The organism is Deinococcus rubellus (assembly GCF_025244745.1).
GTDB lineage: Bacteria > Deinococcota > Deinococci > Deinococcales > Deinococcaceae > Deinococcus > Deinococcus rubellus.
Genome location: NZ_CP104213.1, coordinates 1,763,836 through 1,783,437 on the forward strand (window position 1 = coordinate 1,763,836; position 19,602 = coordinate 1,783,437).

Sequence of the window (19,602 nt, forward strand, 5' to 3'; positions counted from 1 at the left end):
AAAAATTTCAGGATTTTTGTCACCGTGTGGAGCGAGTCAAATATATGCCAGAGCAGGTGGGGGCGGGTAGATCCATATGGGAGGAGAGGCATAGTTGTCCTCACAGGCGTCCGTCATGCCCAAGATAGCGGAATTGCTGGGGCGCTTTTCCGCACCGATGGAACGGACGACTGCTCTACGGAATTACCAGCTCCACCGTCGCTCCTGCCGTCTGCGCCATCAGCATGTTGAGCGGCGTCTGGCCGTGTTTGAGCAGGTAGGTCAGAAAGTTCATCTCGCGCTCCTGCGGGTGTCCGGCGGGCAGCAGGTGCTTTTTGAGGCGGGTCAGTTGCCCGGCCCTGTCGTTCTCGGCGCGGGCCAGGGCGACGTAGCCCTGCACGCGGTGGCGCTCTAGCCGGGCCAGGGTGCGCTGCTCGGTGCGAGCCACGCTGCTTCTGAGGGTTGGGTCGAGGGCCGCCAGCTCGCTCGCCAGCGCCGTGAACTGGGTGTGCAGGGTATTCAGGCGTTCCTGGCCGAGTGAGGCGGCCTGTTGTGTGGTCGCCAGCGCCCGGCCCAGCGTGCCTTCCGGGTCGCGTTGAAACTGCGCCGCCGTGACGCCGAAGCGTGAAAGCAGCCGCGCCACGTTGGGTTCCAGCCAGGTCACGCTCAGGCGCGGCCACAGTACCGGCTGCGTCAGGCCGTGCAGTGCGTAGACCCCGCGCAGCTCGGCGGCGTAGGCCAGTTCGCCCGGCCCGACCACGAAGGCGGCAGTGGGCAGCAAAATATCCTGAATGATCGGGCGCAGTCCGGCGGCGGGCGTGAGGCGGCTGGGGTCGCGCTCCAGCAGGGCCAGGAGTTCGGCCCTGGTGTGGCCGTCGAAGTGCTGGCTCTTGTCACTGTCGCCCACGACCCGCAGCAGGGTGCGCTGGCCGCCCTCCTCCTCGATAAACAGGTTGGTCGCTCCGGCGGGGCGGCGCAGTTGCGGCGTGTAGCCGCGCCCGGCCAGCCGCTCTGCGGCTTCCTCGATGCGCTGCGGGCCGTCCAGCGGACGCTCCAGCTCGCGGGCCAGGGCTGGGGCCATCAGGCGGGCCAGCGCCGGATGCAGCGGGTCGAGGACGATCAGCCCGTGCTCGCCCAGCAACCGGAACATCAGGCGGGCGAACACGTCGGCGTAGGTTGTTCCGGCGAAGGCGAAGTCCAGATGGGCGCGCACCGCCGCCTTGTGAACTTCCGGCGCGTCGAACTCGCTGATCAGTTCCAGAAGCTGCGCGGTCCACTCGGTCCGCCACCCGATCCGGCCCACCGGCACGCCCTGCGGCAGCTCCAGGTGAGGCCGGAACTCGCGTTCGGAAAAGTCCAGCAGGCTGGTGGAGGCCACCTCGCCCGCGTCGTGGTCCTGGCTGGCGATCCAGAACACCGGCAGCACCGGGCGCGACTCGGTGCTGAGCTGCCGGGCCAGCAGCACGGCGTCGGCGGCCTTATGGACGCTGTAGGCCGGGCCGCCCAGCAGTCCGGCCTGTTGCCCGGCCACCACCACGCGGGCCTCGGGGTGCGCGAGCAGATCGAGCTGGGCGCTGAGCGTTCGGGCCGCCGCGTCCGATTTTTTGTCTGCCCTGTCAGGCAGGCCGAGATCGGCATGGTAAGCCCGGAGCGCAGCCACCAGGGCGGGGCGGTCCAGCTCACGGCCCGCTTCCAGTACAGCCTGGAGGTCGGCAGGGGTGTGGGCAAAAAATTCGGTCAGGTGGCCTGCCCGGTAAGCGTCGGTCAGGCTGGGCAGGGGAGAGGCGGGCGTCATGCGTCCATCATCATGCACGCCCCGGCGTGGTTTTTGTGTGCCGCTGCCCGCGCCGGAAGCTTGTCTTCAAGCATTCAGGCTCCGTTAAGCGCCCAGAGGCTGCCGGGCGGCCCGCTCCAGCCCCGTGCGGTCCATGACCACGATGCGGCGGTAGCCCAGGTCGAGCAGGCCCTTGGAGCGGAACTCGCCCAGCAGCTTGGTGATGGTCTCGCGGGTGCTGCCCACCGCGTGCGCCAGGTCCTGGTGCGAGATGCGTCCGCGCAGCGCCACCTGATGATCGCCCGCCTCGCCACTCTCGTTGGCCAGTTCGAGCAGGGCCAGGGCGAGGCGCTGCGAGACTTCCAGAAACACCAGTTGCGAGAGCCGGTCTTGCAGGCCACGCGTCTGGCGCACCACCTGGGTGCTGAGCGCCACACTCAGATCGGGCCAGCGGGCCATCAGTTCGCGCAGCGCCTCGCCGCCGACCATCAGCGCCGAGAGGTCGTCCATCGCCTCGGCATAGAGGCCGTACTTGCCGTCGTCGAGCAGGGCGCTCAGGCCCAGCAGGTCGCCGGGGCCATGCACGTTGACCGTGACTTCGCGGGCACTGCTGCCCAGACGGTACAGCCGGGCGTGGCCGCTTTGCAGCATGTAGAGCGTCTCGGCAGGATCGTCGGCGTGCAGCACGATGCTCCCCCGACTCCAGTGGTGCTGGCGGGTGGCGGCGAGCAGCGGCACGCGGGCCGCTTCAGGCAGGGCGGCAAGAAAGCCAGGCAACATGCTTCATAGTATTTTCATGTGCGCTCCCCGGCAAAGGAAAGACAGTGCACATTGGGCGGTTTTGCCGGAGAGGCCGGACGCGCCGACAACCTCACGCTAGACTCGCTGTATGACCCGGTCCCGCCTGATTCTGCTCGATCTTCCACTCGACCCTGTGACACTCGAACAGGCGCTGGACCGGCTGGAAGCCTGGTTAAGCGCCGAGCGCCGAGGGCCGCACACGGTGGTGACGCTCAACCCAGAATTCATCATTCAGGCCCGTGCCGAGGACGCCCGCAGCGGCGAGGTGGGGGCCTTTACCCAGGCCATGCAGCGTGCCGATCTGGTGACGGCGGACGGGGTGGGCATCGTCTGGGCGGCGCGGCGGCTCCTGGGTGAGGCAGTGCCGCGTGCGCCGGGCTTCGATCTGGCGGCAGGGCTGATGCAGCGGCGCGGCGCGGCCCTCCGGGTCTTCTTTCTGGGATCGAGACCCGGCGTGGCCGAAGCGGCAGCGGCGTCGGCGCGGACCCAGTACGGTATTCAGGTGGCGGGCGTACATCACGGCTATTTTGGCCCGGAAGACGACGCTCGGGTGGCCGGGTTGATCGCCCAGAGCGGCGCGGACCTGCTGCTCACCGGCATGGGCGCGGGGCGGCAGGAGGCGTTCAACGAGGCGTGGCGTGCCCGGCTCGGCGTGCCGGTGCTGCTCGGCTGCGGCGGCGTGCTGGATGTGCTGGCGGGCACGGCGGCGCTGGCCCCGGCCTGGACCCGGCGGCTGGGCGTGGAGTGGGTCTGGCGGGTGGCCGGGGACCGCAGGCGCTGGGGCCGCGCGCCCCGGCTGGCCCGCTTCGTGGGGCTGGTGCTGCGGCAGGCGGGCCGGGCCGGGCCAAGCGACAAGCAAACGTAAAGGGCACCCGCCTTCATTTCTGACGGTAAACTGGGGAGCGTTCTGTACACGTCCGACTTCTCGAACATCACCAGGGGGAACTATGAAACCACGCGTGTTGGGTATGATTCTCGCGGGCGGTCAGGGCTCACGCCTCTCGCCGCTGACGATGCGGCGCTCCAAGCCTGCTGTGCCGTTCGGCAGCAAGTACCGCATCATCGACTTCGCCATCAACAATTTCATCAACTCGGGGCTGTTCAGCATCTACGTGCTGACCCAGTACAAGGCCCAGAGCCTCACCGAGCACATCCAGCGCGGCTGGCGCTTCGGGACCTTCCTGAGCGACTACTTCATCACGCTGGTTCCGGCCCAGATGTACCGCTTCGAGGAACTCGGCCCGGTGTGGTACCGGGGCACCGCCGACGCCGTCTACCAGAACCTGCACCTGGTGGGCAACCACGACGCCGACTACGTGGCGATCTTCTCGGGCGACCACATCTACAAGATGAACGTCGAGCACATGCTCCAGCAGCACATCGACTCGCGCGCCGACATCTCGATTGCCGCGTACCCGATGCCGCAGGCGCAGGCGCACCAGTTCGGCATCATGCATGTGAACGACAAATGGAAGGTCACCGACTTTCTGGAAAAGCCCGTTAACCCGCCCAGCATCCCCGGTCAGCCCGGCACCAGCCTCACCAGCATGGGCAACTACATCTTCTCGCGCCGCGCCCTGGAGGAACTGCTCGAAACCAGCATGTCGGGCGGCGAGGAAGGCTTCGACTTCGGCAAGGACGTGATTCCGCGCGCCTTATCGGACGGCTACAACGTCATGGCCTACGATTTCCACAAGAACCCGATTCCCGGCCAGGACCGTCCCAACCTCTACTGGCGCGACGTGGGCACGCTCGACGCCTATTTCGATGCCAGCATGGACCTGGTGACGGTCAACCCGGAGTTCGACATCTACAACGGCGAGTGGCCGCTGCGTACCAGCAGCGAGTTCTCGCCGCCTGCCAAGTTCGTCCACGAGTCCGATGGTCGGCGCGGGCAGGCCTTCAACAGCATCATGGCCGGGGGCACCATCATCTCCGGCGGCACCGTGCGCGACAGCGTGCTGGGCCGCTCCGTCCATACCCACTCCTACTCGCTGGTCGAGAGTTCGGTGCTGTTCGACAACGTGCAGATTGGCCGTCACAGCCAGATTCGCCGCACCATCATCGATAAGGACGTGATCGTGCCGCCCGCCACCAAGATCGGCCACGATGTCGAGCATGACCGCGCCAGAGGATTTACCGTGACCGACAACGGCGTGGTGGTGGTGCCGAAGAGTTACACCTTCTGAGGGATATCGGCTTTCGGTGAAGCGCCGTCTCTGAACATGAGGTCACTGAAAGCTGACTGCTCGCCATCTGAAAGAGCGTCCAGCAGTGGGGGAGAGTGATCCCATGTTGGGCGCTTTTCGGTGTCTTGGAGGCCAGTTCAGATCATCCACGCTCGATGGTGGTGGCCAGAATGCCACAGCAAACAGACACCGGGCCGCACCTTGAATAAGCGCGGCCCGGTGGCATTCTTCCCGACTTGCTTACGGTAGATCGAACCCGCCCATCCAGTCATGCACTTCGGCTTTCACGTTCTCGCCCCGCAGCGCCCGGTCAATCAGGTTGGCGATTTTTGGCATCTCACCCTCCAACATGCCGCGCGTCGTCACAGCGGGCGTGCCGATGCGGATGCCGCCACCGTGCAGAATTTTCTCGGTGTCGTAAGGCAAAGTAGACTTGGAAATGGTGATGTGGACGGCGTCGAGCGCCTTGGTGGCCTTGGTGCCGTTGAGGCCCTGGGGGCGCAGATCGAGCACAAACAGGTGGTTGTCGGTGCCGCCCGATACGACCCGGTAGCCGAGCGCCTGGAACTCGGCGGCCAGGGCCTGAGCGTTCTTGATGATCTGGGCGCTGTAGGTCTTGAATTCGGGGGTCAGCGCCTCGCCGAAAGCCACCGCCTTGCCTGCGATGACGTGCTCCAGGGGCCCGCCCTGGTGGCCGGGGAAGATGGCACGGTCCAGCTTGGCGGTCAGGTCGAGGTCGCTGGAGAGCAGCAGACCCGAACGCGGCCCGCGCAGGGTCTTGTGGGTGGTGGTGGCGACCACGTGCGCGTGCGGTAGCGGGCTGGGATGCACGCCCGCTGCCACCAGTCCGGCGATGTGGGCGATGTCGGCAAACAAAATCGCGCCCACCTCGTCGGCGATGGCCCGGAACGCTGCAAAGTCGATGATCCGGCTGTAAGCGCTCGCGCCCGCGATGATCATCTTGGGTCTGTGCTCGTGGGCCAGTCGCCGCACCTGCTCCATATCGATGCGCTCCGTCTCGCGGTCCACCTGATAGCCGACAATCTGGTAGCGCATCCCTGAGAAGTTGACCGGCGAGCCGTGCGTCAGGTGTCCGCCGTGGGCCAGGTCCATGCCCAGCACCGTGTCGCCCTGGTTGAGCAGCGCGCCGTAAACCGCAATGTTGGCGCTGCTGCCCGAGTGCGGCTGCACATTGGCCCACTCGGCCCCAAACAGCGCCTTGGCCCGTTCGATGGCCAGCAGCTCGACCTTGTCGACGACCTCGCAGCCGCCGTACCAGCGCTTGCCGGGGTAGCCCTCGGCGTACTTGTTGGTCAGGATGCTGCCCACCGCCTCGCGCACGGCAGCGCTGGTGAAGTTCTCCGAGGCGATCAGTTCCAGGCCGTAGCGCTGCCGCTCGGCCTCCTCCTGAATCAGATCGAAAACGGCGGTGTCGCGCTGCCCGGCGGCTGGTCTGGCGAGGGTGTCAGTCATGCTTTGAAGCGTAACACAGCCGTGCCGGGCGGCTCAGGAAGTCGTCTTGCTGTGCCTTACACTGAAGTCGTGTTGAATTCGGCCAAACGAACATCCAGTGGGCGGCGGGTCGTCTGGCAGCGTCTCGTTCGGTTGGCGCTCGACGTGGCCTTTACCTTCGTGCTGCCCTACGCCCTGCTCAACCCTGCGCCGGTCGGCCTGCCCGATCTGTCGCTGCATCTGGGCAACTACGGCGTCTACGTGCTGGCGGGCGTGTTGCCGACCCTCTACATCGTGGCCGACACCCTGCGGCGGCGGGTGCTCAACCCCTTCAGCCTCTTTTTGCTGGCTGGAGCGCTCAGTGGCGCGGCGGTCAGTTTTCTGCGGCTCGACGGGGTGGCCTTCGCCCTCAAGGACGCGCTGCACTCTGGTCTGCTGGTACTCGTCTGTGGGGTGTCGTTGCTGCTGGGGCGGCCCCTTTTCGAGTTTCTGTTCTACGGCCTGGTCTCGCCGGAAACGCCGCAGCGCAAGCAACTGCTCAGCGCCGCGCTCTCGCAGCCAGAGGTGCGCCGGGCGCTCGGCTGGGCCACCGCGCTGGTTGCCCTCAAGGCCCTGCTGCTGGGCGTGGCCAGCTACTTGGTGGCGATCTGGCTGGTGACGCTGCCGTTCGGTGTGGCCGGGTTCAATGCCCAGGTGGCCCGCGCCCACGCCCTGACCTTCCCGCTGGCGATTGTCCTTGACGTGCTGTTTTACGGTGCGGCAGGCGGGCTGACCCTGCGGGCCACCCGCCGCCTCACCGGGGGCCTGGCCTGGCCCTGGCAGGAAGGTTTCTGGGCCGAACTGGAACGGGCCACTGTGCCCAGGCCCGGCGCGGGCGGGACCAGTCTGCCTTCCACCTCAGCCTGATCTGCAACCTTTAGCTTGCATTCATGAAATGCACTGCCCTGTCGGCCCTCCTGCTGCTCGTTCAGGCTCCGGCAGCGGCCCTGCATTCCTCCGCCCTGCGCCCCTCACTCGACGCCCCCGGCATCGTCACGCACGGGCCGCGCATGCTCAAGGCGGGTTCGTCCAGGGAAGTGGCCCTGACCTTCGACGCTGACATGACCCCCGGCATGGAGGGCGAACTCCGGAGCGGCAAGGTCAGGAGTTTCGACAACGAGACGGTGGTGCAGGCTCTGGAAAAAACAAATACTCCCGCGACCTTCTTCCTGACTGGGATGTGGGCGCAGGTGTACCCGGCTTCTGCCCTGGCGCTGGCCCGCCATCTCGGCTTCGAGATCGAGAACCACAGTTACGACCACCCCGGCTTCTCACAGCCCTGCTACGGCCTGGCGATGATCCCCGACGCCCAGAAGGCGGCCAACATCGAGCGCTCGCAGCGCGCCATCGAGGCCGCGACGGGTGAGACGCCCCGCTACTTCCGGTTTCCTGGTGGCTGCGCCGCAGAGAGCGATGTGAAGAAAGTCGAGGCGGCGGGCCTCAAAGTGGTCCACTGGGACGTGATTGGCGGCGACGCCAACCAGCCCGACCCGGCAGTGATCGTCAAAGACGTGCTGGGCCGGGTGCGGGGCGGCAGCATCGTGGTGCTGCACGTCAGCGGCGGCCACGCGCCTGCCACCGGCCTGGCGCTCCCGGCCATCATCAAGGGGTTGAGGGCCGAGGGCTACACGCTGGTGACCGTCAAGACACTGCTCGGTCAGCCCTAGCCGCTATACTCTGCTTCTGCCTGCTGACCGTGCCCGACCTGGCCAGCAGAAGGGAGAGGCCATGCAAGCATTACTGGAAAAACTGGCCGCGCTCCGGGAGTATCTTTGACGTTCCCGGAAAAACGCGCCGCCTCAATGAACTCGACCGCGAGTTGAGCAACCCCGATCTGTGGAACAACCCCGAACGCGCCCGGAGTGTCAACCAGGAGGCTGGGAGTCTGCGGAAAGTCGTGGACGCTTACACCCGGCTGCAATCCGACGCGGACGGTTTATCCGAGATGCTGGAGATGGCCAGCGCCGAGGAAGCCGAGATGCTCGCCGAGGAGCAGACCCGCCTTCAGCGCGACGTGGACGAACTGTACCGTGAAACACTCTTCATCATGAAGCACGCCGACGCGGCAGCCATCGTCCGGGTCAAGAGCGGCGCGGGCGGCACCGAGTCGCAGGACTGGGCCGGGATGCTGGAGCGGATGTTCATGCGCTGGGGCGAGCGCCGGGGCTACAAGGTCGAACTGCTCGACCAGCAGGACGGCGACCAGGCCGGAATCACCTCGGCGGAATTCATCATCCGGGGTGAGAAGGCCTTCGGCATGCTGGCTCCCGAAAACGGCGTTCATCGTCTGGTTCGAGTCTCGCCCTTCGATTCCAACAACCGCCGCCACACCAGCTTTGCCAGCGTGGACGTGGTGCCGGAAGTGCCGGTCGAGGAAATCAACATTCACATTCCCGACTCGGACCTGCGCCGCGACGTGTTCCGCTCTCAGGGCGCGGGCGGGCAGGGCGTCAACACCACCGACTCCGCCGTGCGCCTCACCCATATTCCCACCGGCATCGCGGTGGCCTCGCAGGTGACGCGCAGCCAGATCAAGAACCACGATATCGCCCTCCAGATCCTCAAGCAGCGCCTCTACGACATCGAGATGAAGAAGCGCGAGGCCGAGGAAGCGGCGGCGCGCGGCGAGCAAAAGCAGATCGAGTGGGGATCGCAGATTCGCAGCTATGTGCTCGACAAGCAGTACGTCAAGGACCACCGCACCGGAGTGATGCGCCACGATTCCTCGGGCATCCTGGACGGCGACCTTGACGAATTCATGTGGGCGGGCCTGGAATGGCTGGCGGGCAAGCGCGCCGCCGAGGAACTGGACGTCGAGGAGTGAGCGCCCGCTCTCCCGATGACTGATTTCGATGCTCTGCAACACGCCGTCGAGCGCTCGGCGGCGCGGCGGCAGGCCGAGACGCGGGCCTGTGAGGCGTTTCTGACAGCGCTCTACCACGCGCTCAGGCACGCCAGCGGGCCTGGGCTGCCGCTCAACAATGTGACCACCGAAACGGTCTCTGATCCGGTCCAGAGTTTGCGGCCTCTGCCGCTGGGAGCCTGGCACGCTGCCTGGTTCCGGCTTGGCCTGTGTGAGGTGCGGGTGCGGGTGCGGCGCGACGGGGCCGACTTTGTGGGTGAATACGGCCCGCACGGGCAATTCCAGCTGCATCTGGTGGGCGAGGCCGATCTGCTGGCCCTGGGCCGCCAGTTGATGCGTCACCTGACCGACCTCTACGAAGCTGAAGCCCAGCCGCCGCGCCTGAAGAATTAGCTTTTTTGGAGAGCGGTTCGTCCGGGCAGGCCAGATTCATCTGGGGCAGTTTGATGACCCCTCTCTCCCGAGCGGCGAGGTTGGAACGGGTATAGCTCGCCAGGAGAGAGATGAAGCCAGACGCCGTCCCAGCGCTTCTGTATGGCCGTCTGAGCTGATGTCACGACTGCCATACAGTTAACGGGAGAGCGGCCCGGACATTGATCAGTCCGGGCCGCTCTCCGTTCAGCTCACTTCTGCAAATTGGTTTTCGGCGCGTCGGCTGTGATGGCCTCGGTCCTGGTTGCCGTCGGCCTCACTTCGGCGCTGACGGCGGGCATCGGTGACGCGGCGGCGTCCGAGATCACGCTGCCGAACTGATCGGCGTGGGCCTTCTCGGCGGCCACCCGGAAGTCGCGCACCGGCACGTCGCGGGCGGCGTAGGCGACTTCTCCGGCCGCCTGCTGGGCAGGGGTCAGGTTGAGGTTGCCGCGCTCGTCGGAGTAGGCCTTCTCGGTGGATGCGCGGAAATCGCGGATCACCACGTCCTTGCTGGGTTTGGGAGGACGGGGCGTCTTGACCGCGTCACCTGCCTGCTGGCTCAGGTTCTGGGCGAGTTCCTCAAGCTTGGGCGCGATATAGCGGTCCTGCACGATCTTGAAGGCCAGCGTGCCGAGGGTCGCCAGAAGTGCCCCGCCGATGTTCCCGGCAGGCCCCTTGTAGCGGACCTGGGCCTTGGCAAACGCCTTCTGGTCCTTCTTCGAGAGCGTATCGTCCACATAGATCTTTCTGGTCTTGCTCAGCGAGCGACCCAGCACGATGCCGATGACCGCGCCGACGCCGGTGGCGATGCCCAGCATCTTCAGCGGCTCTTTTTGCAACTGCACCTGCAAGCTGGCCTGCTGGCCGAGCTGGTCTACCGATTCTTGCAGCCGCAGCCGGGCGTCCTCGCGCTCGCTCATCAGTATCCCTCCTTTTTCATGTCTTCTTTGTAGGTGGGCACGGTGCTCACCACGATGCCCTCGGGCGCGGTTCTGGACTTGTCCGGCACCTGGGGTCCGGCGTCCGCGCTGGGGGTCTTGCCAGGCACCGGGTTGTGCTCGCCCGCGTTGCGCCCGGCGGCCAGCGGCGTGCTGGGCACGGCACTGGTCTGATCAGCACTGGCCTGATCGTCCTTGACGCCTTCCACCCTGGCTGCGCCGTGCAGGTGGACTTGCTGGACCCGACCGACCTGTTGGCCCTGCGGCACTGAGGCGCGCCCCGAAATCAGCGCCGGGTCGCCGCGCAAGCCGCTTTCCTGCTCGGTGTAGGGGGTCTTGAGATCATAGTCGTTGTCATTCATGGGATCTTCCTTGACCTTGGCCGACAGACGGCTCAGACCGCTGACCACCAGCAGACCTGCCAGCCCGAAGCTTGCCAGCGCGATGAAGAAGGCGGCGGCCCAGGCTCCCAGCCCCAGCCGGATCAGGCCGTAGAACAGCGCCAGGATGATAAAGATCAGGCCCAGGACGAGCGGCCCGGTGGCGGCCAGCAGCAGCACCACGCCCAGGCCTTTGGCCTTGACGGTGTCGGTGGCGCGCTTGGTCAGCACACCTGCCTCGGTCTTGATCAGATTCACTGCAGCGTCAAAGACATCAATCAATGACCCGCCGAGACCTTTGTTCTGTTCCATAAAAACCCTCCGTGCCGACGGTGGCCGCTGTGGGCAGCCGTGGTCATCTGCCTAGCATAATGGCAACATGACCATCTCCGGGCAACTTGAAGAAAGGGTAAACAAGTTTGATTTCGCCGCAGCGGTGGCGGGCACGCCCCCACGCACTCCGGCCCAGCGCAGCAACCTGCTGCCGCTCACGGCGCTGGGCTACCAGATGTGGCGCGAGCAGTCGCTGACACTGCTCACCGGCAGGCCGCTGCCGCTGGTGCGTGAGGCTGCTTACTTCAGGGCGCTGTGCCGTCCGCAGGCCGGTCAGACGTGGCTCGACATCGGCACCAGCAGCGGCTTTTACGCTGGTGTGCTGGCCCGCACAGGTGCCCAGGTGCTGGCGTGCGACATCAGCCCGGCTATGCTGAAGGTCGCCGCCCGGCGCGAAAGCAGTCCGCTGATCCAGTACGCTCTGCTTGACGCCGAGCGCAGCGGCCTGCCGGACGCGAGTTTCGACGGCGTGACCATCGGCGCGACCCTCAACGAGACGGCCCGTCCCCAGCAGATGCTGGCCGAGGCCCAGCGCCTGCTGCGTCCCGGCGGGCAGCTCTGGCTGATGACACTGGCCCGCGACGGTTCGCCGCTCCAGGCTGCACTGGGCCGCTTCGGTGGCTTGAGCTTTCCCGACGAGGCCCAACTCTGCGCCTGGCTGCCGCAGCTCGAATGGGTCGGCAGTTGGCGGCGGGCCAATGTGCTGTTCGGCCAGTGGATCAGGGCGTGAGTGGACAGTCCGCTCCACGCGTCAGAGCTGTTCAGCAGGAAGTCTGTAAGAATGTGCCCTCTCTGTGGCCTGCCGCTGCGCTTACACTGCAGTCCTAAGGAGGAGACGTGCGAGACGGTCACCCACGCGGCTGGACCCCGGAGCAACTCGGCGCTTTGCAGCATTGCCGGGAGCTGACCAGGCACCACTCCAAGACCTTCTATTTCGGCTCGCGCTTCTTTCCTGCCGTGCAGCGGGAAGCGGTCTGGGCGGTGTATGCCGCCTGCCGTCAGGGCGACGACATCGTGGACGAACCGGGCGGCGGCGAGACGGCCCTCGAAGCCTGGTGGCTGTCGACCAGTGCGGCGCTGCGCGGCGACCAGGCGGGAGATCTGGCGCGGGGCGATGACGCGGCCCAACCCGTCACCACCGCCCTGCGCTGGGCTGCCTCATGCTACCCGCTGCCCGAGGAGGCATTTCACGAGCTGTACCTGGGCCTGCAAATGGATCTGCGGATGGACGCGGGCGGCACGCCCTACCGCACCTTCGGCGAACTGGAACTCTACTGCCGACGGGTCGCGGGTGTCATCGGCTTCATGATCGCGCCGATCTCGGGCTACAGCGGCGGTGAGCAGACCCTCGACTACGCCCTCAAGCTGGGTCAGGCCATGCAGCTCACCAATATCCTGCGTGATGTGGGCGAGGATCTGGAGCGCGGCCGCATCTATCTGCCGGATAATCTGATGGCCCAGTACGGCGTGAGCCGCGCCACCCTGGAAGCGGGCCAGGTCACGCCGCCGTACCGCGCCCTGATGCGTTTCCTGACCCAGCAGGCCCGCGATTGGTACCGCGAGGGCCGTGCTGGGCTGCCGTACCTGCACGGCTCGGGCCGTCTGGCGGTCACGGCGGCGGCCCGAGCCTACGAGGGTATTCTCGACGCCCTGGAAGCCAACGACTACGACAATTTCAGCCGCCGCGCCCACGTCAGTGGCCCCCGAAAACTGCTGATGCTGCCGGGGGCCTGGTGGGAAGTCCGCTCCAGTCCCAGCCCGGTCTGAGCAGCCCCCGCCCACCCCTGGGCTGAGCCGCGCCAACCTGACCTGGGAGACTCATTCTCTGACTTGCGCCCCGCCTTTCATCACGTCTCCCCAAGGACCTTTCATGACGATTTCTGCGACCCAAGCCGCTTCCCTCCAGCCGTTTCAACCTCGCCGCAAGACTGCGCTGATCATCGGCAGCGGCATCGGCGGCCTGAGCCTGGGCATCCGGCTTCAGAGCTTAGGCTTCAATACCACCATCCTGGAGCGCCTCGACGCACCGGGTGGGCGGGCCTACCAGCGCCATGTTGACGGGTATACCTTCGATATGGGGCCGACGGTCATTACCGTGCCGCAGTTCATCGAGGAACTGTTCGCCCTCCAGCGCGACGAGGCCCGCCTCTCCGCCCCCGACTTCCCGGATGGTGGCAGCCGGGTTCACGCCGAGCGGCCCCACACCGAGAAGTACGTCAAGCTGGTGCCGATCTCGCCGTTCTACCGGATCTACTTCGACGACGGTACCTTCTTCGACTACGACGGCGACCTGACCAGCACCCGCACCCAGATCGAGGCACTGGCCCCCGAGGATCTCAGCGGTTACGAGCAGTTTCTGCGCGACGCCGGGGCCATCTTCGAGCGCGGCTTTCTCGAACTGGGCTACACCCATTTCGGCGACCTTCCCACCATGCTCAGGGCCGTGCCGGACCTGCTCAAGCTCGATGCGGTCCGCACCCTCTTCTCATTTACTCGGAAGTATTTCCAGAATCCCAAGATGCAGCAGGTCTTCTCGTTCGAGACGCTGCTGATCGGCGGTAACCCGCTGAGCGTTCCGGCCATTTACGCCATGATCCACTTCGTCGAGAAGACCTGGGGCATTCACTACGCCATCGGCGGCACCGGAGCGCTGGTGCGGGCCTTTGTCAAGAAGTTTGAGGAACTCGGCGGCACCATTCGCTACGGCGCGGGCGTCTCGGACATCGTTACCGAAAAGGAGGGCCGCCAGCAGGTGGCGCGCGGCGTGAAGCTGGAGGGCGGTGAGGAGCTGTGCGCCGATATCGTCGTCAGCAACGGCGACTGGGCCAATACCTATCTCAAGCGCCTGGACAAAAAGGTCCGCAAGATCAACTCGGACACCCGCGTCAAGCTCTCGCCGCAGAGCATGAGCCTGCTGGTGATCTACTTCGGCTTCCGCGACGATCCTGAGTGCCCCCTCAAGCTGCGCCACCACAACATCATTCTGGGGCCGCGCTACGAGGAGCTGCTGCGTGAGATCTTCGGCCAGAAAGTGCTGGGCCAGGATTTCAGTCAGTACCTGCATGTGCCCACCCTGACCGACCCGGCGCTGGCTCCGGCGGGTCACCACGCCGCCTACACGTTGGTTCCGGTGCCCAACAACGCCAGCGGCCTCGACTGGACCGTGCAGGGACCGCTGCTGGTGGACCGGGTCATGGGAATGCTGGATGACCGGGGTTATATTCCGGGCCTGCGGAACCGCTTGACCCACCTCGATTACGTGACACCCGATTACTTCGCCGACACCCTCGACAGCTATCTGGGCAATGCCTTCGGGCCGGAGCCGGTGCTGGCCCAGTCGGCCTTTTTCCGGCCCCACAACCGCTCGGAAGACGTAACCCACCTGTACATGGTCGGCGCGGGCGCGCAGCCGGGCGCGGGCACCCCCAGCGTGATGATGTCGGCCAAGATGACAGCCCGCCTGGTTGCCGAAGATTTCGGCATTCACCCCGATATCGTCGGCTGAGCTAACGGCTCCTCCGTTCGGTTTTGCTTTGCTGCGCAGAGACGTAAACTCACCAGACTTGGATGATTTTATGTCAAAATAGAAAAGTTGAGCTTGGTTCAAAATTGCGATCCAACGCTCGACACGCAAAGCGGTATTCGTTTCCATTGATTCAATTGATTTTCGCGCTCCTGCTGGCGGTTTCGTCCGATCTGTTCGGGCTGGAGAGCCGCCGCCCACTGCCCCGGAGGCCCCATGTTCAATCCCCCCACCGTCGAAGACCTGCAAGAAACCCGCCGCGCCAACGAGAAGCTGGTGCTGGCCGCGCTCGACAGCAAGCCCGAATGGGTCGAAACCGAACTCGCCAAGACCACCAGCCTGGCCCTGTCGCACCTGCGCGCCGCGCTCGCCAGCTTGCTCGACCAGGGCCGGGTGCGCCGCCTACCCGGTACCGGCACCCGCGCCGTGTACGGTCTGGCCGATCCGGGCCTGGCCGACGTGCCTGCGACCCCGCTGACCGCCGACGCCAAAAAAATCCGTGACTACTTGGAGGGCCGTGCCGACAGTGCCCTGCACATGGCCGAGCAGCTCCGTATGACCCGCGAGGACATCATGGTGGCCCTCAGCCTGCTCAACGCCCATAAGCAGATCACCTGCACCTTCGTTGGCAGCCTGGTGGTCTTTCGGCTGCGCGAGGCCCAGGCGCTGGTCGACCAGAAAGACGCCAAGAAAAAGCAAGTGGCCTGAGTTCACGAATTGAGAAAGCGGCGGCCCGGAGTGGGTTCGCCGCTTTTTTATTGTCACCTCAGCAGAGAAGCGCCGAACCCCACGTTAGGGTTCGGCGCTTCTCTGAATTCGTCTGCTTCAGTCCAGCCCCTCGAGGGACCTCCTTGGAAAGCTTTCGCTTTACCGAGTGGAGAGAGCGAGGGCGCACTTAGTCCAGGAAGTCGCGCAGCTTGCGGGTGCGGCTCTCATGGTACTTGAGCTTGCGCAGCGCCTTGTTCTCGATCTGGCGGATGCGTTCGCGGGTCACGCTGAAGCGCTGGCCGACTTCCTCAAGCGTATGCTCGCGCCCGTCCACCAGCCCCTTACGGAACTTGAGAACCATCGCCTCGCGTTCGGTCAGCTTGCCCAGCGCTTTTTCCAGCTCCTCGCTGAGCAGCGTCTTGGCGGCGTTCTCGACAGGCGAATCGAGGTTCTCGTCAGGAATGAAGTCGCCGTAGAAGCTGTCTTTCTCGTCGCCGATGGGCGTTTCGAGCGACACCGGCTCCTGGCTGACCTTCTGGACCTCTTCCACTTTGGGCGCGTCCCAGCCCGGTCCCATCGCCTCGGCGATCTCCTCGTAGGTGGGCTCGCGGCTGAGTTCCTGCTGAAGCTGCCGGGCGGTGCGGGTCAGCTTGTTGATGGTCTCGACCATGTGAACCGGGATGCGGATGGTGCGCGCCTGGTCGGCGATGGCCCTGTTGATGGCCTGGCGAATCCACCAGGTCGCGTAGGTTGAAAATTTGTAGCGGCGGCGGTATTCGAACTTCTCGACAGCCCGGATCAGCCCCTGGTTGCCTTCCTGAATCAGATCGAGGAAGCCCAGGCCACGCCCGGTGTACTTCTTGGCGATGCTGACGACCAGCCGCAAATTGGCCTCGATCAGGCCCTGGCGGGCCGCCGCACCATCTTCCATCTGGCGCTTGAGGCGGCGCTGGGCACGCTCTTCGAGGTCGGGTTCCTCCTCGAACGACTTTCTCGCCTCCTCGCCTTCCTCGATGCGGCGGGCCAGCGCAATCTCCTCTTCCAGGGTCAGCAGCGGCACCCGCCCAATCTCGTGGAGGTACTGGCGTACCGGGTCGTTGGACACGGCGCGGGGCATGTCGTCGAAGTACTTCTCCTCTTCCTCGGCCTCTTCCTTTTCCTTGTCCTCGGCCTCGGCGTCCTCTTCCTCTTCGTCTTCTTCGAGGTCCTGAATCTCGATATGCTGGCTCTGGATGTAGAGCTGCAACTCCTCGAAGGCCTCGGCGCTCTCGGGGTCAAGGCCTGAGGCTTCCATCGCGGTGGTCAGGGCGGCGGCGATCTCCTCGGCGCTGAGAATGCCCGCCGCCTTGCCGGTCTTGAGCAGGTCCTGGATACTTGAGTGCTGGTAGTACGGCTTTTCCTGAACGCTGCTGGCTGCCGCCTTGCCCGCTTTCTTGGCGGGCCTGTCAGCGGAACTGCCGGTGCTCGCCTTGGTGTCGGCGCTGACGGCCTTGCCAGCGGGTTTGCTGCCCGCCTTGGCCTTGCTGGGTTTGGGTGCGGCATCGGCGCTGGCCGCGCTCTCGGCAGTGCTGCCGGAGGGCTTGGCCGCCGCCTTCTTGGCTGCCGGTTTGCTGACTGCTGCTTTCTTCGCTGCCGGTTTGCTGGTGGGGCTACTTTCTGGCGCAGCCTGACCCACCGTTGCCGGGCCGCTCTTGTCGGGGCTGCCTGCAGCTGGGGTCTTCTCCCGCGATTTGATGGCGGCTTTGGGCTTGGGCGCGGCAGGCGTCTCGGCACTCAGGACGGGCGGCGCGGGCGGTTGGATCTTTTTGCGGCGGGGAGTTTGTTCAGCCATGCTTGCTCCAAGGTGGCCCCAGCGAAACAGGCCAGAGGTGGGGCGTGTTGCGGCGCGGGGTGAAGGTTGACAGTCGGGGGTGGGGTGCGGGAAACCAGACGCCTTGCAGGCCAAAGTCTGCGTTTCACTGAACGGGTCAGTCTAGCAGATGTTTTGGAAACTGCCCCCATAAATCTTACCTTTGCCTGGGGAAACCGCAAAGCCGCAGCGCGGCTGACAAATGGAAAAATGTTCGGAGATGAGGCGAGGTTTTTGCCGTGTTCATCCTCCAGAATCACGGGGCCATCTTGAGGAGCTTGGCAAATGCTCGCCCCAACTTTGCCTTTGATGGACTTTGCAGCGGCCCTGGCCTGCGCTTTGACCGTCTGTCCATGTTGCCGCCCCTGCTACAATCCTGACCGTGCCTTTAGAGCTGCTTCCCATCCAAGACGCCCGCGCCTACGACGAGGTGGTGGCCCGGTTGCCCATCACCAGCGCCCTGCAAGGCTGGGGCTACGGCGAGGCCCGCCGCGAACTGGGCCAGACGCCGACCCGCTACCTGCTCCAAGACGCCGGACAGGCTGTCGGGGCGCTGCAACTGATCCGCAAGCGCCTGGTACCGGGTTTCGACCTGCTGTATGCCCCGCGCGGCCCGGTCCTCGACAGCATGGCGCGGCTGCCGGATATTGCGCCCGCCCTGCGGAAAGTGGCCCGCATGAACGACAGCCTGGTCAAGATCGAGCCGCCGTTTGCCCGTACCCCCGACCTGATTCCCGAAGCCATCGGCCCCTGGCGTCGAACTGAGGCCGAGCAGCCCGAACACACCATCACGGTGAACCTGGGGGGTGAGGAGTCGGCGCTGCTCGCCAACCTCCACAGCATGGCGCGGCGCAACGTCAAGGCGGCGGGCAAGTTCGGGGTCGAGGTCGTCAGCGGCGGGCCCGAACTGTTCGACGAATTCTGGACCATCTTCACCGCCACCAACGAGCGTGCCCAGCTCGGCGCGTTTCCGCAGGCCTATTACCGCACCATGCTGCGTGAGGGTGCGGCCCACGGCGGCGACGCCTACATCGTGCTGGCCCGCCACGGGGGCCGGGCGCTGGCCGGGGGCTTTTTTCTGGCGATGGGCACGGTCACCAATTACCTGTTTGGCGGCAGTATCAAGGATGATCGGCCCGGCCCCGACGGCGGCGAGCGCAAGGACGCCAAGGCTCCCACCGCTTTTTACTGGGGAGCCATGCTCGACGCGAAAGCGCGCGGCTACCGCACCTTCGACTTCTGGGGCATTCCGCGCCAGCTCGACGAGACCAAACATAGCTTCGGTGTTTACCGCATGAAAGAAAACTTCGGCGGTGAGAAGGTCTGGTTTCCTGGCTACGAGCTGAGCCTGAGTCCGCTCAGCCCACTGATCGTGCGCGGACTGCGGTGGCGCAAGACCCAGAACAACCTCCGCAAGCGCGGCAGCCCGGAGGATGTGCTGTGACCGGGGCTGTGAAAGCTGGGACCAGACTGTGAGCCTGGCTCCCGGCCCGGCCCAGGGCGAGGCGGCGCTGGCCCTGATCGGCTACTCCGCCGCTGCTGCCCGCGCCCTGCGCGAGTTTGGCCTGGTGGCGCTGGGGGTAGCCGCTGCCCCGTTGCCGGAAGTGTTGGCCGCCTGCGAGGCGCTGGGCTTTGCCGGAGCGCTGCTGCACCCCAGCTTGCACGTCCAGGCTGCCCAGTACCTTCAGCTCGACCCCGATGCCCGCCGTGCCGGGCTGAGCGACGCGGTGGCCTTTACTGGTGGGCCGCGCGGTACCTATGCTGCGCCCGAGGCGCTTTTAAGTGCTGTGCAGGAAAGCAGCTACGCCGCCAGGGGCGCGCACGCCGTGCTGATCGGCTCGGCAGCAGATTTGCGGCTGGGGCTGGGGCTGGTGCGGCTGGGCTTCAAGGCCATCACCGTGGTTGCCGATACCCACCGCGAGGCCGAGGCCATGTCACGTGATCTGCCCGCCGGGCTGGCGGCCTTCGCCCTGACCCGCAGCGACGCGGCCCTGCGCGGTTTGGCCGAGCGCGCCGACCTTCTGGTCCTCACCGGAGGCAGTCTGCCTGCCCAACTGGTGCAGCCGTACCACACCGTCCTCGATCTGAGCGGCCAGGCGGTGCGCGAGGTGCAGCGGGCCGGGGCCACCCTGCTGAGCCTGCCGGACTTCCCGGCCCGCGTGCTGGCCCGTCAGCTTGAGCATGCCAGCGGCCAGCGCTTTCGCCCAGATCTGCTCGGCGATCTGGTGGCTGCCATGAGCAACTGAAGTATTTTTCTTCACATTTCATTTCTAATTGAGACTTCACACTGGTGTTAGAAATGAACTCAATTGCCATCGTACTGACCCTCTGGATCGGCGTCAACGTCGCGCTGCTCGGCA

Annotated in this window: 18 protein-coding genes; 12 read left to right on the forward strand and 6 right to left on the reverse strand. The window is 65.6% G+C overall.

Annotated features, from left to right (window positions below):
* Positions 1 to 175: 175 nt before the first annotated feature.
* Together bshC and N0D28_RS09155 are read right to left on the reverse strand one after the other, a co-directional pair.
* Entirely contained in the window at positions 176 to 1,774 is a 1,599-nt protein-coding gene (gene bshC, locus N0D28_RS09150; RefSeq protein ID WP_260559226.1) for a bacillithiol biosynthesis cysteine-adding enzyme BshC, read from the reverse strand.
* Positions 1,775 to 1,858: 84 nt separating this feature from the next.
* Positions 1,859 to 2,533 carry a Crp/Fnr family transcriptional regulator gene (locus N0D28_RS09155; protein ID WP_260559227.1) on the reverse strand — a complete coding sequence of 225 codons (675 nt, stop codon included), beginning with the start codon at positions 2,531 to 2,533 and terminating at the stop codon, positions 1,859 to 1,861.
* A gap of 109 nt (positions 2,534 to 2,642) precedes the next feature.
* On the opposite strand from N0D28_RS09155, the gene N0D28_RS09160 reads away from it, so the two are divergent.
* Positions 2,643 to 3,419: a WecB/TagA/CpsF family glycosyltransferase gene (locus N0D28_RS09160; protein ID WP_260559228.1), complete on the forward strand. Its 777-nt coding sequence runs from the start codon at positions 2,643 to 2,645 to the stop codon at positions 3,417 to 3,419.
* 82 nt (positions 3,420 to 3,501) lie between these two features.
* The gene (glgC, locus tag N0D28_RS09165; RefSeq protein WP_260559229.1) at positions 3,502 to 4,743 is read left to right on the forward strand and encodes a glucose-1-phosphate adenylyltransferase; all 1,242 of its coding nucleotides are present in this window, start codon (positions 3,502 to 3,504) and stop codon (positions 4,741 to 4,743) included.
* A gap of 240 nt (positions 4,744 to 4,983) precedes the next feature.
* Here the strand turns inward: glgC and glyA are convergent, their stop codons facing one another.
* Complete coding sequence (gene glyA, locus N0D28_RS09170) at positions 4,984 to 6,216, reverse strand: serine hydroxymethyltransferase (protein ID WP_260559230.1); 1,233 nt, start codon at positions 6,214 to 6,216, stop codon at positions 4,984 to 4,986.
* Positions 6,217 to 6,285: 69 nt separating this feature from the next.
* Here glyA and N0D28_RS09175 point away from each other — a divergent pair, with 69 nt between their 5' ends.
* The 4 genes from N0D28_RS09175 (at position 6,286) to N0D28_RS09190 (ending at position 9,490) form a co-directional block, all read left to right on the forward strand.
* Complete coding sequence (locus tag N0D28_RS09175) at positions 6,286 to 7,101, forward strand: VC0807 family protein (protein ID WP_260559231.1); 816 nt, start codon at positions 6,286 to 6,288, stop codon at positions 7,099 to 7,101.
* A gap of 23 nt (positions 7,102 to 7,124) precedes the next feature.
* Positions 7,125 to 7,901, forward strand: a complete 777-nt coding sequence (locus N0D28_RS09180; protein WP_260559232.1) for a polysaccharide deacetylase family protein — start codon at positions 7,125 to 7,127, stop codon at positions 7,899 to 7,901.
* 61 nt (positions 7,902 to 7,962) lie between these two features.
* Positions 7,963 to 9,058, forward strand: a protein-coding gene (gene prfB, locus N0D28_RS09185) for a peptide chain release factor 2 (protein WP_260559233.1) whose coding sequence is annotated in 2 segments (ribosomal slippage) — positions 7,963 to 8,007 and positions 8,009 to 9,058 — 1,095 coding nt in all. Because the reading frame shifts where the segments join, the coding sequence is not laid out codon by codon here.
* A gap of 15 nt (positions 9,059 to 9,073) precedes the next feature.
* The gene (locus N0D28_RS09190) at positions 9,074 to 9,490 is read left to right on the forward strand and encodes a hypothetical protein (protein WP_260559234.1); all 417 of its coding nucleotides are present in this window, start codon (positions 9,074 to 9,076) and stop codon (positions 9,488 to 9,490) included.
* Positions 9,491 to 9,720: 230 nt separating this feature from the next.
* Here the strand turns inward: N0D28_RS09190 and N0D28_RS09195 are convergent, their stop codons facing one another.
* The gene (locus N0D28_RS09195) at positions 9,721 to 10,431 is read right to left on the reverse strand and encodes a hypothetical protein (protein ID WP_260559235.1); all 711 of its coding nucleotides are present in this window, start codon (positions 10,429 to 10,431) and stop codon (positions 9,721 to 9,723) included.
* Positions 10,431 to 11,141 (reverse strand): phage holin family protein, encoded by a 711-nt coding sequence (locus tag N0D28_RS09200; RefSeq protein ID WP_260559236.1) that lies wholly within the window; start codon positions 11,139 to 11,141, stop codon positions 10,431 to 10,433. The genes N0D28_RS09195 and N0D28_RS09200 overlap by 1 nt, the downstream gene beginning before the upstream one ends.
* A 67-nt stretch (positions 11,142 to 11,208) precedes the next feature.
* On the opposite strand from N0D28_RS09200, the gene N0D28_RS09205 reads away from it, so the two are divergent.
* The 4 genes from N0D28_RS09205 (at position 11,209) to N0D28_RS09220 (ending at position 15,393) form a co-directional block, all read left to right on the forward strand.
* Positions 11,209 to 11,892, forward strand: a complete 684-nt coding sequence (locus N0D28_RS09205) for a class I SAM-dependent methyltransferase (protein ID WP_260559237.1) — start codon at positions 11,209 to 11,211, stop codon at positions 11,890 to 11,892.
* Positions 11,893 to 12,065: 173 nt separating this feature from the next.
* A complete protein-coding gene (locus N0D28_RS09210) occupies positions 12,066 to 12,929 on the forward strand; it encodes a phytoene/squalene synthase family protein (protein WP_376777669.1) in 864 nt (287 codons plus the stop codon).
* Between the two features lie 103 nt (positions 12,930 to 13,032).
* Positions 13,033 to 14,667, forward strand: a complete 1,635-nt coding sequence (gene crtI, locus N0D28_RS09215; RefSeq protein ID WP_260559239.1) for a phytoene desaturase family protein — start codon at positions 13,033 to 13,035, stop codon at positions 14,665 to 14,667.
* 234 nt (positions 14,668 to 14,901) lie between these two features.
* Complete coding sequence (locus N0D28_RS09220) at positions 14,902 to 15,393, forward strand: transcriptional regulator (protein ID WP_260559240.1); 492 nt, start codon at positions 14,902 to 14,904, stop codon at positions 15,391 to 15,393.
* A 187-nt stretch (positions 15,394 to 15,580) separates the two neighbouring features.
* On the opposite strand, the gene rpoD is transcribed toward N0D28_RS09220, so the two are convergent.
* Complete coding sequence (gene rpoD, locus N0D28_RS09225; protein ID WP_312846396.1) at positions 15,581 to 17,224, reverse strand: RNA polymerase sigma factor RpoD; 1,644 nt, start codon at positions 17,222 to 17,224, stop codon at positions 15,581 to 15,583.
* Positions 17,225 to 17,624: 400 nt separating this feature from the next.
* On the opposite strand from rpoD, the gene N0D28_RS09230 reads away from it, so the two are divergent.
* Together N0D28_RS09230 and N0D28_RS09235 are read left to right on the forward strand one after the other, a co-directional pair.
* The gene (locus tag N0D28_RS09230; RefSeq protein ID WP_260559241.1) at positions 17,625 to 18,686 is read left to right on the forward strand and encodes a lipid II:glycine glycyltransferase FemX; all 1,062 of its coding nucleotides are present in this window, start codon (positions 17,625 to 17,627) and stop codon (positions 18,684 to 18,686) included.
* A gap of 28 nt (positions 18,687 to 18,714) precedes the next feature.
* Positions 18,715 to 19,488, forward strand: coding sequence for a shikimate dehydrogenase (locus N0D28_RS09235; protein WP_260559242.1), 774 nt, complete (start codon positions 18,715 to 18,717; stop codon positions 19,486 to 19,488).
* Positions 19,489 to 19,602: the final 114 nt, after the last annotated feature.